The sequence below is a fragment of the Streptomyces roseirectus genome, from assembly GCF_014489635.1.
In the GTDB taxonomy this organism is placed as follows: Bacteria; Actinomycetota; Actinomycetes; order Streptomycetales; family Streptomycetaceae; genus Streptomyces; species Streptomyces roseirectus.
On sequence record NZ_CP060828.1, the window covers coordinates 9,724,792 to 9,738,574 of the forward strand.

Below are 13,783 nucleotides of genomic sequence, written 5' to 3' on the forward strand. Positions count from 1 at the left end.
CGCCCGGGGTCATGGTGGTCCGGCGCTTCCCCCGTCGGCGTGGGGAAGGCCGTAGAACGCCGTCGCGGTGCCGGCGAGGAACGCGGTGGTGTCGGTCTCGCTCCAGCCGGTGACGAGTTCGTCGACGGTGGCGGCCCACCGGTTCCAGCCGCCCGCCAGGTTCGCGACGGGCCAGTCCGAACCGAACATCAGCCGGTCGGGGCCGAAGGAGGAGAGCAGCACGTCCCAGACGGGGCGGATGTCGGCGATGGTCCAGCGCGCGTGGTCGGCCTCGGTGATCAGCCCGGACACCTTGCACACCACATGCGGGTGCCCGGCCAGCAGCCGGATCCGCCGCTCCCAGTCCGCGAGGTCGCGCCGGGCGACGGCCGGCTTGCCCGCGTGGTCGAGCACCTGCGGCAGATCGGGGAACCGCTCCGCGAGCAGGACCGCCTGATCGAGCTGGTGGTCGCGCACGAGGACGTCGTACCCCAGCCCGCGCCGCTCCAGCGCCCTCAACCCGCGCTCCACGTCAGGGCGTTGCAGCCACCGGGGGTCGCTCTCGCCCTGGACGAGGTGCCGCAGGGAACGCAGCCGGCCGCCGCCCGGCCCGGCGATCAGCTCGTCGAGGACGTCACCGACCGCCGGGGACGTGAGGTCGGCCCAGCCGACCACGGCCCCGATCAACGGCTCCCGCTCGGCGAGCGCGAGCAGGTCCCGTGTCTCGTCGACGTCCGCGACGCACTGGACGGCCACCGTGGCGCGCAGCCGCCGGCCCGCGACGGGGCGGGTGGCGGCGCCGCGCAGGTCGTCGGCGGTGAACGTGCGGCGGATCGGCGCCATGCCGGGGTCGTCGAGCCAGGGCTGCGGACGCCGGGCGAGGTCCCACAGGTGGTGGTGGGCGTCGACGAGCACGGGTGCGTTCACGGGGCGGTCCCTGTCGGTTCTTGTCGAGGGGAGGCGGTGTCGAAGGGGCCGCGGTAGCTCGGCCTGCGGGTGCGCAGCCCGAGCCGCAGCGTGAGCCGGATCCGCGTCGACGCGGGCAGACACACCGTCAGGAAGGGGCCGTCACACGGGAGTTCGGCCTCGGACACCACCGGCTCCGTGTGCCCGTAGTCGTAGAGGTCGCCGATCCACCCGTCGTCCGCGCACACCGTGTACCGCACACCGGTGATGGTGTGCTCGGCGAACGCCCCCGCCTGGACGATCACCGTGCGGTCGGCGTCGGGGGAGAGGTTGACCAGTTCGACGGTGGTCGCCCCGGGGTCGACGGAGGTGACGAGGGCGGCGACGTCGGCCGGGAGCCCGGCCCGGCGGGCGCCGGCGTCGTGGTAGCGCAGCCGCGCCTGCTGGAGGCCGCCGTTGTAGAGGACCTGGGGGCCGCCCCAGGTGAGCTGCACCAGCGCCTCGGTGACGACCGGGTTGCACTGCTGCCAGACGTGGATGTCGGCCTCCGGCACCTCCAGCCCGCCGTACCGCTCGACACGCCGCAGCCGGTGTCTGACCTGTGCCTGGGCCGCGGCGAGGATCCGTTCCGGGTAGCCGGGGTCGTCCCCGGCGAGGAAGGCGAACCACGCCTTCTCGTGCCCGGACTCCTCCTTCGCGCGAAACGGCCGCACCGTGCGCCAGTCCACGCCGTCGGCCTCGCGCAGCCGCTCCAGCCGGGCGCGGTCGGCCGGCGCGGCGGTGTGGTGCCACAGGGCCACCGGCACGGGCGGGGTGGCCGGGTTGTAGTCGAACCAGCCCGCGTCGTTGTGCCGGAACGGCAGGTGGAGCGTGGGCGTGTGCCGGTCCGGGCCGAGTTCCGCCGTCCACTTGGACGGCAGGCTGGAGTCCGCCTCCGTGTGCGGCATCACCTTGCCGAGGCCGATCAGCGTGTCGAGCGAGGTCGTGACCAGGGAGAGGTAGCCGTCGTCCCCGGTGGCCGTCGCCGCCGCGAGCGCCGCCACACAGGCCGCGTGACCGACACTGTGCCAGCCGTGCGGCCAGGACCAGCCGTAGTGCCCGCCGTACCAGCGTCCCCCCAGCAGGCTGCCGACGACGCCGTCGGGGCCGACGTTGTCCGGGATCAGGCCGCCGTTGTCCCGGGTCCGCTCCCGCCACGCGCCCACGTACTCGGCGATCCAGTCCCGGTAGCGCTCCTCGCCGGACAGGATCCAGGCGTTGAGGACGAGGCCCGTCGCGGCGAGGTTGAGCGCGGTGTCGCCGACGCCCATCCGGTCACGCATCTGCTGGCCCAGCCGTGGATCCGCCGACAGCGGGAAGGGGCCGTCCTGGGCCTCGGGCAGCCACTCCAGCGGGAAGCCGTAGGTCCGCGCCTCCTGCGGCAGCCACGGGTAGACGTCGCCGTCGAACAGGCCGGTGCGGCCGGGGTCGCTGCCGTTGTGCGGGCGGGTGATGACACGCCGCCCGGGGTCGTAGTTGCCGTGCGCGGGGTCGACGTACAGCTCGGCGAAGCGCAGCGCCCGGCCGGCCCAGCGGTCGGGGGCGGCCATGCACAGGAAGTAGAGCAGCAGCAGGCTCTCGCCCTGGTGGAACCAGTCGTAGCCGCGCTCGAACTCGCCGTGCAGCATGCCCAGTTCGGTGAGCTGCGCGGTGACGCCCGCCCAGTGCCGCTCGCTGGCGGGCAGCAGGTCGTCGGCGCCGCCGAGCAGGTACAGCTGGGGCCAGTTGAAGAAGACCTCGTAGAAATCGTCGGCGCCGTCGCGGCTGGTCAGCCGGTCGTGGTAGGTGAGGCGCCCGTCGGGGCCGGTGAAGGCGTCCTCGAAGCGGCGCCAGGCGTGGTCGAGCAGGTCGAACAGCGCGCGCTGGGAGACGGCCCAGCCCGGCGGTTCGAGCAGCGGCACCGTGGCCCGCACCCGGGGGTGCGCATCGGGGGAGGGGGAGGCGAAGGACATGTGAGCGGTTACTCCTTGGTGGCGCCGGCGAGCATTCCACTGACCAGGAAGCGCTGTGCGAACAGGAACACGACGAGCACCGGCGTGATGGCGACCAGCGTCGCCAGCGCCAGTTGCGGGCGCTCGACGGCGAGGGAGCCCGCCGTCGGGTTGAACGACGGCACGTTGCTGAGCAGACTGCCGACACCCACCTGGATCGGCATCTGCTCGCTCTCGGGGAGCATCACGTACGGCAGGAAGTAGTTGGTCCAGTTGGCGACGAAGCTGAAGAACCCGACCAGCGCGACGACAGGGGTCGCCAGCGGCAGGGCCACGTGACGGAACACCCCGAACTCCGAGCAGCCGTCGATCCGCGCCGCTGCCAGGAGGTCCCTGGGCACGGCGGTGCTGAAGTAGATATACGTCAGGTACACCCCGAACGGGTAGAACGCGTACGGCAGTACGACCGACCACATCGTGCCGATCAGCCGCACCGCGTTCAGCTCCAGGAACAGCGGCACCACCAGCGTGGCGTTCGGCATCAGCATCACGACCAGCGTCGCGACCAGCAGCGCCCGCCGGCCCCGGAACTCGGTCATCGCCAGCGCGTACCCCGCCGGGACGGCCAGGCACAGCGTGATGACCAGGGCGAGCACGGAGTAGACGGCCGAGTTGCGCAGCCACACCAGGACGATGTCGTCCTGGAAGGCCGTGAGCGCCTGCCAGTTGGCGCTCAGCGCGTCCCAGGAGCCGAAGGACAGCGGGCTGTCGTGGACGAGCTGCTGGTCGGTCTTGGTCGCCGCGAGCAGCAGCCACAGCACGGGCAGCACGAAGAACACCACGAACGCGGCGAGCACCGAGCCGACCAGCAGCCGGGACGCCAGGTGCCGCGGCGGCCCCCCGCGCCGCCGGGTCTCAGTCGGCATCGAAGAACCCCGACCGCGCGACGAACACACCGGCGACCGACACGCTGACGACCAGCAGCTCCACCGAGACGGCGGCGGCGCCGTTGACGTCGTTCATCTGGAAGGCGAAGTCGTAGGTGAGCTGGTTGAGCGAGTAGTCGCGCCCCGCCACCCCCACGCTGGCCAGGGACAGCAGCTGCGGCTCGACGAACAGCTGGGCGCCGCCCGCGAACGCCAGGATCACCATGTAGACGATCCACTTGCGCAGCATCGGGATCTGTACCCGCCAGGCCGTCTGCCAGGCGCTCGCGCCGTCGATGCGCGCGGCCTCCATGACGTCCCTGGGGATGTTGTTGAGCGCGCCGTACATGACGACGATCCAGCCGCCCGCGCCGGTCCAGAACGCGATGACCGTGAACAGCAGGGCCAGGTTGCCGGGGGCGATGACCTCGCCGAAGGTGTCGAACCCCAGCACCTCCAGCAGGGAGCTGACCGGGCTGACCGTCGGGTCGAGCATGAACAGCCACACCAGGACGCTCGCGGCGCCGGCGAGCGCGCCGGGGATGTAGTAGAGGAAACGCAGCGTCCGACTCAACGGCCCCGAGGCCAGCCGGTGCAGTAACAGCGCCAGCGCCACCACGAACACCACGAGCGACACGAGCCAGAAGACCAGGTAGAGGGCCACATGGCCGAGGGCGTCGACGAACCGGAAGTCCCGTGCCGTGTCGACGAAGTTGCCGAACCCGGTGAACGCGCCCCCGGCGTCCGTGAACGCGTAGTAGACGGCGTAGCCGGTCGGCAGGACGCCGAACGCGATCAGCAGCACGACGTACCCGGCGACGAACGCCACACCGGCCCGGCTCTGCCGGGAGGCGCCGGTCGAGAGCCGGGAGGCGTTGGCCGGGAGCCGGGGGCGAGTCACCGGGTGACCTGGTATCCGTCGGCCTCGGCGTACTTGACGATCGCGTCCTGCCAGGCGGGCAGCATCGACTCGACGGTCTTTCCCTGCGTCAGACCGGGCTTGACGGTGGCCGCCCAGATCGCCTCCTGGCTGAACTGGCCCGCGCCCCAGCCCGGCCACACCTGCGCGGAGGCGTCCTTGAGGGGCGTGAGGTCGCCGACGAAGTAGCCGGCGGCGGCCTGCGCCTTCAGCCAGTTCTCGGCGGCGGGCGCGTACGCCGGGAAACCGGGGGCCTTCGTGCCCTGGTAGGCGTTGTCGGTGGTGACCCAGGTGAGGAAGTCGGCGGCCTCCTCGGTGCGGTCGGAGTGCTTGGACAGCAGCCAGGTGCCGCCGCCGACGTTGCCGGTGGACGGCGAGGTCTCGCCGCGCCACTGCGGGAGGGGCGCCGCCGCGATCTGCTTCGCCGGGGTCTTGAGCCCGTCCCGGAACACCGCGCCGCCGAACCATGCCGGGCCCGGCATGAGCAGCACCTTGTCGGCCTCGTTCTTCGCGAAGTCGGTGCTGAAGACACCGCTGATCGACATCGACTTGTTCTTGACGAGGACGTCCAGGAGCCGGGCCATCTTGGTGCAGCCCTCGCCGGTGGTGTTCACCGACACCGACTTGGGGCCGGTGATCTGGTTGGCGCCGCACTTGCTTGCCCACAGGTAGATCTCCGGTGTGAAGGAGTCGCCCGCGTCGCCCACGAGGTAGCCGGGGTGCTCCTTGGCGACCTTCTCGCCGAGCGCCTGGTACTCCTCCCAGGTCGTCGGCACCGAGTAGCCGAACTTCCGCAGCAGCGGCGCGTTGTACCAGAGCACCACCTGGGAGAGGTCGTTGCGCAGGCAGTACAGGGTGCCGTCGACCGTGCAGACGTCGTTGGCGCCCTTGGCGAACTTCGCGAGGGTCGGCTGCGGGATCAGGCCCTTGTCCAGCGGGGCCGCGAAGCCCGCGTCGACCGCCCAGGTCGCCTCGTTGTTCTGGGAGCTGAAGACGACGTCCGGCCACCCCTTGCGGGTGCGGTTGAACAACTGGACTTTCGTCTGGAGGTAGTTGGAGCCGTTCGCGTTGCCGTCGTAGCTGACGATGTTCATCTTCACGTCCGGGTGCGACGCCTGGTACAGCTTCGCGGCCTCCATGCGGGTCGCGTCCACCCACACGGTCAGCGCCCCGTCCCCGCCGCCGCCCGTACCGCCGCTGCCGCAGGCGGTGACCGCCAGCAGCAGGGCGGCGGCGCAGCCGGCCAGCGGCGCCGTACGTCTCGAACACTTGTGGACGGACATGAGCGACTCCACGGGGGGTGCGTGAGGCATCGGACAGCTCTGTCGTTACCGCTGCGAAAAATTAGCCGCCACATCGACAGGTGAGTCAAGGGGCTCGTACGCCTTTTCTTGGTCGAGGCGAGGGGGGAGTGGTGGCTGATACGGGATCAAGAGGCTTTTAAATCAGCACTTATGACTCAATTCCCCTCTGTGCTCGCTGGCTGATCTGCTCTTGATGAGTAGTACTCATTTCGGCCTGGGGTACGATGAGTGTGGCTTTCCAACTGATCAGTCATCGTCGTCGCAGTCCCCCCGGAGGCAGCACACATGAAGGACACGCCCACCGCGGACGCGGTGGTGAACGGCGCGGGCGAGCGGCGTGACTACCGGCCCGGGTACGAGGTCGTGGCCGAGCGGATCCTGGAGTTCATCGCCGAGCAACGGCTGACTCCCGGCGACCGGATGCCCACCGAGAACGACCTCGCCCAGCGACTGGACACCAGCAGGGCCGTCGTCCGGGAAGCCGTGAAGATACTCTCCGCGCTCGGCCGGGTCCGCGCGCACAAGGGGCGCGGGCTGTTCGTCGCCGACGACGACGGCATGCTGATCACCAGCCGCTGGGGCGGCTTCTTCCGGCCCGTGGACCTCGACCACGTCCTCATGCTGTTCGAGTTCCGCAGGGTCCAGGAGATGGCCGCCAGCCGCTTCGCGGCCACCCGTGCGACCCCCGCCGAACTGCGCACCATCGAGGTCGCCATGCGGCAGTGCCGGCACGGCTTCGAAACCGGTGACGTCGACGTCTTCAACCAGGCCGACGACGACTTCCACGCGGCCGTCGCCACCGCCTCGCACAACACCTTCCTGTTCAGCGCGGTCCGCGACGCCCGCCGGCTGCAACGCCAGTCCAGCGCCATCGGCATCCACGACACGCTCGGCGAGAACACCTCGGCCGCGGTGGAGGAGCACGAGGCGATCTACCGCGCCATCCGCGACGGCCGCCCCGACGACGCCGCCGAGGCCACGGCGGTGCACCTCGACCGGACGCTGGAGGACTACCGGCGGGAGATCCAGCGGCGCTTGTTCGGCTGACGGCATACATGGGATGGATCGACGTCAAGTATAAAAGTCGTTGCGGGTTTTCCGCCAGAAGTTCGAGGTTCCCTGGATAGCCATCCCATCAATCGCGTGCACGGCTGTTGACACGACCCGGTTTCATGGTCGAACTTCGACCGTGGCACCAGGACGCTCAGGTCTCCCGAGCGCGCCCCCTCCTCCTCCGTACCAGGGATGCCCCATGCCGAGTTGGACGAACAGACGACAGTTCCTTGCCGGCGCGACCTGTGTGGCCGCCGCCTCCGTCGCGGGAGGCGTGTTCGGCGCCGGCGGCGCTCACGCGGCCGGCGGACGGGCCGGGGCGGCGCCGCGCCGCTACACACCTGACTGGCCGTCGGTCGACCAGCACCCGGCGGCCCCCGAGTGGTTCAGGGACGCCAAGTTCGGCATCTACTTCCACTGGGGCGTCTTCAGCGTCCCCGCGTTCGGCAACGAGTGGTACCCGCGCAACATGTACGGCGCGGGTTCCAGCGAGAACCGCCACCACATCGCCACCTACGGCGACCCCGCGGTGTGGCCGTACAACAACTTCGTCGACGGCGCGAAGGACCTCGCCGGCAACACCGTCCAGTTCAAGCCCCAACTGAAGTCAGCCGGCGGGAAGTTCGACCCGGAGGAGTGGGCCGACCTGTTCGTCGAGGCCGGCGCCCGCTTCGCCGGACCCGTCGCCGAACACCACGACGGCTACTCGATGTGGGACAGCGCCGTCAACGAGTGGAACTCCAAGGACCGGGGCCCCCGGCTCGACCTGCTGGACCTGTTCGGCACGGCCATCCGCGCCAGGGGCCTGCGCCTGCTGGTGGCGATGCACCACGCGTACAACTTCACCGGCTTCTACGAGAACGCCCCCGCACAGACCGACCCGAGCCTCAAGAAGTTCTACGGGCAACTGGGTCCGGCGGCGGAGAACCAGCTCTGGTACGACAAGCTCAAGGAAGTCGTCGACCGGGCCAGGCCGGACATCCTCTGGCAGGACTTCAACCTCGTCGCCGTCGACGAACAGCGGCGCCTCGACTTCCTCGCCTACTACTACAACCAGGCCGAGACCTGGGGCAAAGAGGTCGTCGCCACCTACAAGGACGGCATGAACGGCCGGGGCGAGGTCTTCGACTACGAGCGCGGCGGCCCCGCCGACCTCACCGCCCCCTACTGGCTCACCGACGACAGCATCTCCAGCACCAGCTGGTGCTACACGCAGGGCATCGGCTACTACAGCGCCCAGCAGATGCTGCACTCGTTCATCGACCGCGTCAGCAAGAACGGCAACGTCCTGCTCAACATCGCGCCCATGGCCGACGGCACGATCCCCCAGGCCCAGAAGGACATCCTCCTCGGCATCGGCGACCACCTGAAACGGTTCGGGGAGTCCGTGTACGCGACCCGCGCCTGGACGGCGTACGGCGAGGGCCCGACCAAGATGGGCGGCGGTTCCTTCACCAGGCCGACCGCAGGCACGGCCCAGGACATCCGCTTCACCCGGAACGAGGCGAACGACGTCCTGTACGCCACCGTCCTCGGCTGGCCCGGCGCGTCCCTGCGCATCACCACCCTCGACGCGCACCGGATCGACCTCACCTCCCTGCGGTCCGTCCAGCTCCTGAACTCCACGGCCGGCACCTACATCGACCTCCCGACGCCGGTCCAGGACGCGACGGGCCTGCGCGTGAGCCTCCCGGCGGCGGCGCCGTTCACCGCCCAGGCGTACGTCCTGAAACTCACCTTCCGGGGCGGGATCCCGGCCCTGCGCCCGCTGCAGGGCGCCGTCGCCTTCCCGCGGGCACGGTACGGCGGCCCCGGCACAGCTCTCGGACTCGGCGACCACACCGCCGCCGACCTCGCCCTCGCCGGCCTCGACCGCCGCGCCCTCGCCTCCCTGCGCCTGGCCCCCGGCTACCAGTTGGTCGGCTACGCGCAGGACGACCTCACCGGCACGTCCTGGACCGTCTCCGCCGACAGCCCCGACCTCCGGTCCACGCCGATCGCCTCGCTGACGGTCCGCCTCGACCCGTCCGCGTACTTCAAGCTCCTCAACGTCACCAACGGCCTCGCCCTCGACAGCGGCGGCTCCGTCGCCTCCGGCTCGCCTCTCGGCCAGTGGACCTACGACGGCAGCCCCAACCTCCAGTGGCAGGCCGTCGACCTCGGCACCGGCTACTACAAGCTGGTCAACCGCACCAACGGCATGGTCGCCGACGGCTGGGGCGCCACCACCAACGGCTCACCCGTCCGCCAGACCGCCTGGAACGGCGGACCCAACCAGCAGTGGAAACTCACCCACCGGGGCGACGCCCGCTACTCCCTCACCAACCGCACCTCCGGCCTCGCCCTCGACGGCGGCGGCTCCGTCCCCTCCGGCTCCCCCGCCAAGCAGTGGACGTACGAGGCCAGCACCAACCTGATGTGGACGTTCGGCCTGGCGTGAAGCCGAGGCTCCGCGACCCCGGCGCTCACCAGCCCACCCGCGCCGCCACCGGCAGGTGGTCGCTTCCGGTCTCCGGCAGCAGCCACGCGTCGTGCGCCCGCACCCCCCGCACCAGGATCTGATCGATCCGGGCGACAGGAAGCCCCGCCGGCCAGCTGAAGCCGAAGCCCTGGCCGGCGAGGTCCTGGGCGGAGCGCAGGCGGGAGGTGAGGGGGGACAGGGCGCGGTCGTCGACGGTGCCGTTGAGGTCGCCGAGCAGGACGACCCGCTCACCCCGGTCCTCGGCGATCGCGTCGCCGAGGGCGCGGGCGTTGCGGTCGCGGGAGCCCGTGTCGAACCCGGCCGCGGAGGTGACGCGGACGGAGCCGAGGTGGGCGACGTAGACCGTGAGAGGGCCACGGGCGGTGGTGACCGTCGTGCGCAGGGCCCGGTTGGCGGGCAGTGTGACGGAGGCGGGCTTGGCGTCGCCCAGGGGGCCGACGTCCTGCTCGGTGTCGACCCGGCGCGTGTCCGTCAGGGGGAGCCTGCTCCAGACCCCGACCGTGCCCAGCACCATGTGGTGGGGGTACTCCCGCGCGAGCGCCCGCTCGTACGTGCCGCGCGCCTGAGGCGTGATCTCCTCCAGTCCCAGCACGTCCGCGCCGGACGCGGCGAGGGCCCGGGCCGTGCCGTCGGGGTCCGCGTTGCCGGCGCCGACGTTGTGGCTGACGAGGGTGAGGTCGCCGCCGGAGCGGGACTTGTCGGCGAACACCGGGCCGAAGAGGTGCAGCCACACCAGCGCCGGCAGCAGCACCGCGACGACGGCCGAGGCGGAACGCCGCCACAGCGCGACGCCGAGCAGGACCGGCACGCACACGCCGGACCAGGGCAGGAAGGTCTCCACCAGGCTTCCGACGCCGCCCCGGTCGGTCAGATGCGAGTGCGCCGACAGGAGCAGGCCCAGTGCGAGGGCTACAGCCGTCGGCACCGGGCCACGTCTCCACGGCCCCGGCCTCGTGAGGGCGTGGGCCGCGCGACGCGCGTGCGCACGCCACGTCCCGCCCGGCGCAGCCGTCCGCGTCGTCGGTTCGATCAGTTTCATGCCGCCAGTGAAGGCAGGCGTCTGTTGCCCTCGCGTATGCGGTTTTCGATACGCCGACGATATGCGCGGCCCCCTAGCCTGGACGGCATGCGTGTGCTGATCGTCGAGGACGAGCCCTACCTGGCGGAAGCCATCCGCGACGGCCTGCGGCTGGAGGCGATCGCGGCCGACATCGCGGGGGACGGCGACACCGCGCTGGAGCTGCTGGGCGTCAACGCGTACGACATCGCCGTCCTCGACCGGGACATCCCCGGGCCGTCCGGCGACGAGGTCGCCCGGCGCATCGTCGCCTCCGGCAGCGGGACGCCGATCCTCATGCTCACGGCGGCCGACCGGCTCGACGACAAGGCGTCCGGGTTCGGGCTCGGCGCGGACGACTATCTGACGAAACCGTTCGACCTGCGGGAACTGGTGATGCGGCTGAGGGCGCTCGACCGCAGGCGCGCGCATCACCGGCCACCGGTGCGAGAGATCGCGGGGCTGCGCCTCGACCCGTTCCGCCGGGAGGTGTACCGCGACGGACGCTATGTCGCGCTCACCCGCAAGCAGTTCGCCGTGCTCGACGTCCTCGTCGCCGCCGAGGGCGGGGTCGTCAGCGCCGAGGAACTGCTGGAGCGGGCGTGGGACGAGAACGCCGACCCGTTCACCAACGCCGTGCGCATCACGGTGTCGGCGCTGCGCAAGCGGCTCGGGGAACCCTGGCTCATCGTGACCGTGCCCGGGGTCGGGTACCGGATCGGGGCGGGGGAGCGCGGCTAGGGAGCCGGGGCTGAGCGTCCGTCCCGAACTCACGCTCAGCCATGCGGGGTTCCTGCTGGAACACCACCGTGCACAACCTCCCCACGACGTCCCCACACGTCGGCTGATCCTGAGCGACAACTGGCCGCTCAACAACCGGGATCAGCCTGACGTTGCCAGAGGTTGGTCAGGTGGGTGTGGAGGAGGGTTTGGGCCTGGTGGGGGGTGAGGTGGCCGATGAGGACGTGGGTGGTGAGGCCGTCGGTGAGGGCGAGGAGGGTGTGGGCTTCGAGGTGGGGGGTGGGGATGTGCGCTTCGGTGAGGAGACGGGTGAAGAGGTGGTGGAGGGCTGTGTAGTTGGACTGGAGCGTGGTGGCCAGTGGCTTGCTGACCGCTGCCTGGGCCACGAAGGCCAGCCAGACGCGGGCCTCGGCGCGGTGTTCCTCGGCGAGGAGTGAGACCTCGGTGGCCGCGTGGCCGAGGGCGGTGCGCGCGGACTGGGCGGGGCTGCTGAGGATACGGGCCCGGACGCGTTCGGTGATCCGCTCGCCGATGTGCCCGAGGGCGAACAGGAGCATCTCCTCCTTGGTGCGGAAGCACCGCTGGACGGCGCCCATGGACACCTGCGCGCGGGCGGCGACGTCACGGAGGGTCACGCCTTCGAGGCCGCGCTCGTCGGCGAGGGCGCAGACGGCCTCGGCGATGAGACGGCGCCGGCTCACGTGATCGACCTGCTTGGGCATACCCGGCCGCCTTCCTGCCGCACTTTATTCGATGCGCTCGCATCGGTATCAGGTTACAGTCGACGTTCCGATGCGAGCGCATCGGAATGGAGGGAAGCATCATGCAGGACGCCCTGTGGACCATGCCGGCCACCGCCCAGGCGCAGGCCGTACGCGACGGACACGTCTCCGCACGCGAGCTGATCGAGAGCCACCTCGACCGCATCGCCGAGGTCAACCCGCGGGTCAACGCGGTCACCCAGCTCATGGCGGACCGCGCATGCGACGCCGCGACACGAACGGACCGCCGCCGCGCCGCAGGCGAGCCGCTGGGCCCCCTCGCGGGCGTCCCGTTCACCGTGAAGGAGAGCACCGCCGTCGAGGGCGTCCCGACCACGTTCGGCACACCACGCTTCCGCGACCTCGTGGCCCCGGCCGACGCACCCCCGGTGGCCCGCCTGCGCGCGGCCGGCGCCATTCCCGTCGGGCACAGCAACATGCCGACCCTGATCCTGGCCGGGATGCACACCCGCAGCGAACTCTTCGGTGACACCGTCAACCCGTGGGACAGCTCCCGCACCCCGGGCGGCACCAGCGGCGGCGACGCCGTGGCCGTCGCCACCGGCATGGCGGCGCTCGGCCTCGGCAACGACTCCGGCGGATCCGTGCGCATCCCGGCCCAGTTCTGCGGCGTCGCCGGCCTGAAACCCACCACGGGCCGCTTCCCCGCCGACCACCGCGTCCTCGGCCCCGACGACCCGGGCCCGGCGTCCCAGACCCTGGTCACCGACGGCCCGCTCGCCCGGACCGTCGCCGACCTGCGGCTGGCCTACGAGACACTGGCCGGCACCGACCCACGGGACCCACGCGCCGTCCCCGTCCCCCTGTACGGCGAACCGCTCCCCGGCCCGGTGAAGGTCGCGGTCGTCGCCGACCCCGGCGGACACGGCGTCCACCCCGCGATCCGCGCGGCCGTCGACACCGCGGCCGACGCCCTGCGCGACGCCGGATACGACGTGCGCGACGTCCAGGACGTCCCACGGCTGGACGAGGCGCTTGAGGCGTACGGCCGGATCACCCTGACCGAGTTCGCCCCGACCTGGCCGGCCGTCCGCGGGCTGCTCGGCGAGGGCGGCGACCGCTACATCGCCCTGGCGATGGAGAAGACCTCGCCCGCGAGCACCGAGGAGTTCATGAAGCTCATGGGTACCTGGCTGAACATCCGCCGCTCCTGGGCCGAATTCCTCGACGACTACCCCCTGCTGCTCGGCCCCACCTTCACCGAACCCCCGGTCGAACCCGGCCTGGAGTCCCGCGACCGCACCGGCCGCGACCGGGTCGGCTCCGCCATGCGCCTGTGCACCGCGACCAGCTTCGTCGGCGTCCCCGCCATCGCCGTCCCGACCGGCACCACCGACGGCCTCCCCACGGGAGTCCAGATCATCGGACGCGCGTTCCGCGAGGACCTGTGCCTCGACGCGGCCCAGGCCGTCGAGGACCGCCTCGGAGTCCTCGCACCGATCGACCCGCGCGGGGGAGACCGGTAGCGGACGCGGCTACCCTGCCGGAACGCCCTACGAACCCAGCGCCGTCCCGGGCGGCTTCGACCTGCTCCGGAGCCGGGCCGCCGCGACACCGGAGGCGGTCGTCGCCCCGCTGCGGCAGCGCATGGGCCTGGTACCGGTCGCCGGAGAACTCCCCGAGACCTTGAGCCAGTGGCCCGGCGACGGGACGATCGCCCACGT

General features: G+C 71.4%; 11 protein-coding genes. 4 read left to right on the top strand and 7 right to left on the bottom strand.

Going from position 1 to position 13,783, the window contains the following annotated elements:
- Nucleotides 1-9: 9 nt before the first annotated feature.
- Genes IAG44_RS41900 through IAG44_RS41920 form a run of 5 tightly spaced genes read right to left on the bottom strand, consistent with a single transcriptional unit; the run spans nucleotide 10 to nucleotide 5,983 of the window.
- On the bottom strand, nucleotides 10-906 hold the full coding sequence (locus tag IAG44_RS41900; protein WP_187752240.1) for an amidohydrolase family protein: 897 nt from the start codon (nucleotides 904-906) through the stop codon (nucleotides 10-12).
- Nucleotides 903-2,876, bottom strand: coding sequence for a DUF8034 domain-containing protein (locus IAG44_RS41905; protein ID WP_187752241.1), 1,974 nt, complete (start codon nucleotides 2,874-2,876; stop codon nucleotides 903-905). Before IAG44_RS41905 ends, IAG44_RS41900 begins: the two co-directional genes overlap by 4 nt.
- 8 nt (nucleotides 2,877-2,884) lie before the next feature.
- On the bottom strand, nucleotides 2,885-3,781 hold the full coding sequence (locus tag IAG44_RS41910; RefSeq protein ID WP_187752242.1) for a carbohydrate ABC transporter permease: 897 nt from the start codon (nucleotides 3,779-3,781) through the stop codon (nucleotides 2,885-2,887).
- Nucleotides 3,771-4,682, bottom strand: coding sequence for a carbohydrate ABC transporter permease (locus IAG44_RS41915; RefSeq protein ID WP_187752243.1), 912 nt, complete (start codon nucleotides 4,680-4,682; stop codon nucleotides 3,771-3,773). Before IAG44_RS41915 ends, IAG44_RS41910 begins: the two co-directional genes overlap by 11 nt.
- Nucleotides 4,679-5,983: an ABC transporter substrate-binding protein gene (locus IAG44_RS41920; protein ID WP_187752244.1), complete on the bottom strand. Its 1,305-nt coding sequence runs from the start codon at nucleotides 5,981-5,983 to the stop codon at nucleotides 4,679-4,681. The genes IAG44_RS41915 and IAG44_RS41920 overlap by 4 nt, the downstream gene beginning before the upstream one ends.
- Before the next feature lie 306 nt (nucleotides 5,984-6,289).
- Between IAG44_RS41920 and IAG44_RS41925 the strand changes: the two genes are divergently transcribed.
- Both IAG44_RS41925 and IAG44_RS41930 read left to right on the top strand, forming a co-directional pair.
- Nucleotides 6,290-7,051 carry a FadR/GntR family transcriptional regulator gene (locus tag IAG44_RS41925; RefSeq protein WP_187752245.1) on the top strand — a complete coding sequence of 254 codons (762 nt, stop codon included), beginning with the start codon at nucleotides 6,290-6,292 and terminating at the stop codon, nucleotides 7,049-7,051.
- 205 nt (nucleotides 7,052-7,256) lie between these two features.
- Nucleotides 7,257-9,497: an alpha-L-fucosidase gene (locus IAG44_RS41930; protein WP_187752246.1), complete on the top strand. Its 2,241-nt coding sequence runs from the start codon at nucleotides 7,257-7,259 to the stop codon at nucleotides 9,495-9,497.
- A gap of 25 nt (nucleotides 9,498-9,522) precedes the next feature.
- On the opposite strand, the gene IAG44_RS41935 is transcribed toward IAG44_RS41930, so the two are convergent.
- Nucleotides 9,523-10,578, bottom strand: coding sequence for an endonuclease/exonuclease/phosphatase family protein (locus IAG44_RS41935; protein ID WP_187752247.1), 1,056 nt, complete (start codon nucleotides 10,576-10,578; stop codon nucleotides 9,523-9,525).
- A gap of 87 nt (nucleotides 10,579-10,665) precedes the next feature.
- Between IAG44_RS41935 and IAG44_RS41940 the strand changes: the two genes are divergently transcribed.
- Nucleotides 10,666-11,337 (top strand): response regulator transcription factor, encoded by a 672-nt coding sequence (locus IAG44_RS41940; protein WP_187752248.1) that lies wholly within the window; start codon nucleotides 10,666-10,668, stop codon nucleotides 11,335-11,337.
- Between the two features lie 128 nt (nucleotides 11,338-11,465).
- On the opposite strand, the gene IAG44_RS41945 is transcribed toward IAG44_RS41940, so the two are convergent.
- The gene (locus tag IAG44_RS41945; RefSeq protein WP_187752249.1) at nucleotides 11,466-12,059 is read right to left on the bottom strand and encodes a TetR/AcrR family transcriptional regulator; all 594 of its coding nucleotides are present in this window, start codon (nucleotides 12,057-12,059) and stop codon (nucleotides 11,466-11,468) included.
- Nucleotides 12,060-12,160: 101 nt separating this feature from the next.
- On the opposite strand from IAG44_RS41945, the gene IAG44_RS41950 reads away from it, so the two are divergent.
- Complete coding sequence (locus IAG44_RS41950; RefSeq protein ID WP_187752250.1) at nucleotides 12,161-13,585, top strand: amidase; 1,425 nt, start codon at nucleotides 12,161-12,163, stop codon at nucleotides 13,583-13,585.
- Nucleotides 13,586-13,783 lie beyond the last annotated feature (198 nt).

Bases quoted from the DNA above. Each gene is read 5' to 3' on its own strand.
- IAG44_RS41905 (WP_187752241.1), bottom strand. From the start codon at position 2,876: ATGTCCTTCGCCTCCCCCTCCCCCGATGCGCACCCCCGGGTGCGGGCC.
- IAG44_RS41910 (WP_187752242.1), bottom strand. From the start codon at position 3,781: ATGCCGACTGAGACCCGGCGGCGCGGGGGGCCGCCGCGGCACCTGGCG.
- IAG44_RS41920 (WP_187752244.1), bottom strand. From the start codon at position 5,983: ATGTCCGTCCACAAGTGTTCGAGACGTACGGCGCCGCTGGCCGGCTGC.
- IAG44_RS41925 (WP_187752245.1), top strand. From the start codon at position 6,290: ATGAAGGACACGCCCACCGCGGACGCGGTGGTGAACGGCGCGGGCGAG.
- IAG44_RS41930 (WP_187752246.1), top strand. From the start codon at position 7,257: ATGCCGAGTTGGACGAACAGACGACAGTTCCTTGCCGGCGCGACCTGT.
- IAG44_RS41935 (WP_187752247.1), bottom strand. From the start codon at position 10,578: ATGAAACTGATCGAACCGACGACGCGGACGGCTGCGCCGGGCGGGACG.
- IAG44_RS41940 (WP_187752248.1), top strand. From the start codon at position 10,666: ATGCGTGTGCTGATCGTCGAGGACGAGCCCTACCTGGCGGAAGCCATC.
- IAG44_RS41945 (WP_187752249.1), bottom strand. From the start codon at position 12,059: ATGCCCAAGCAGGTCGATCACGTGAGCCGGCGCCGTCTCATCGCCGAG.
- IAG44_RS41950 (WP_187752250.1), top strand. From the start codon at position 12,161: ATGCAGGACGCCCTGTGGACCATGCCGGCCACCGCCCAGGCGCAGGCC.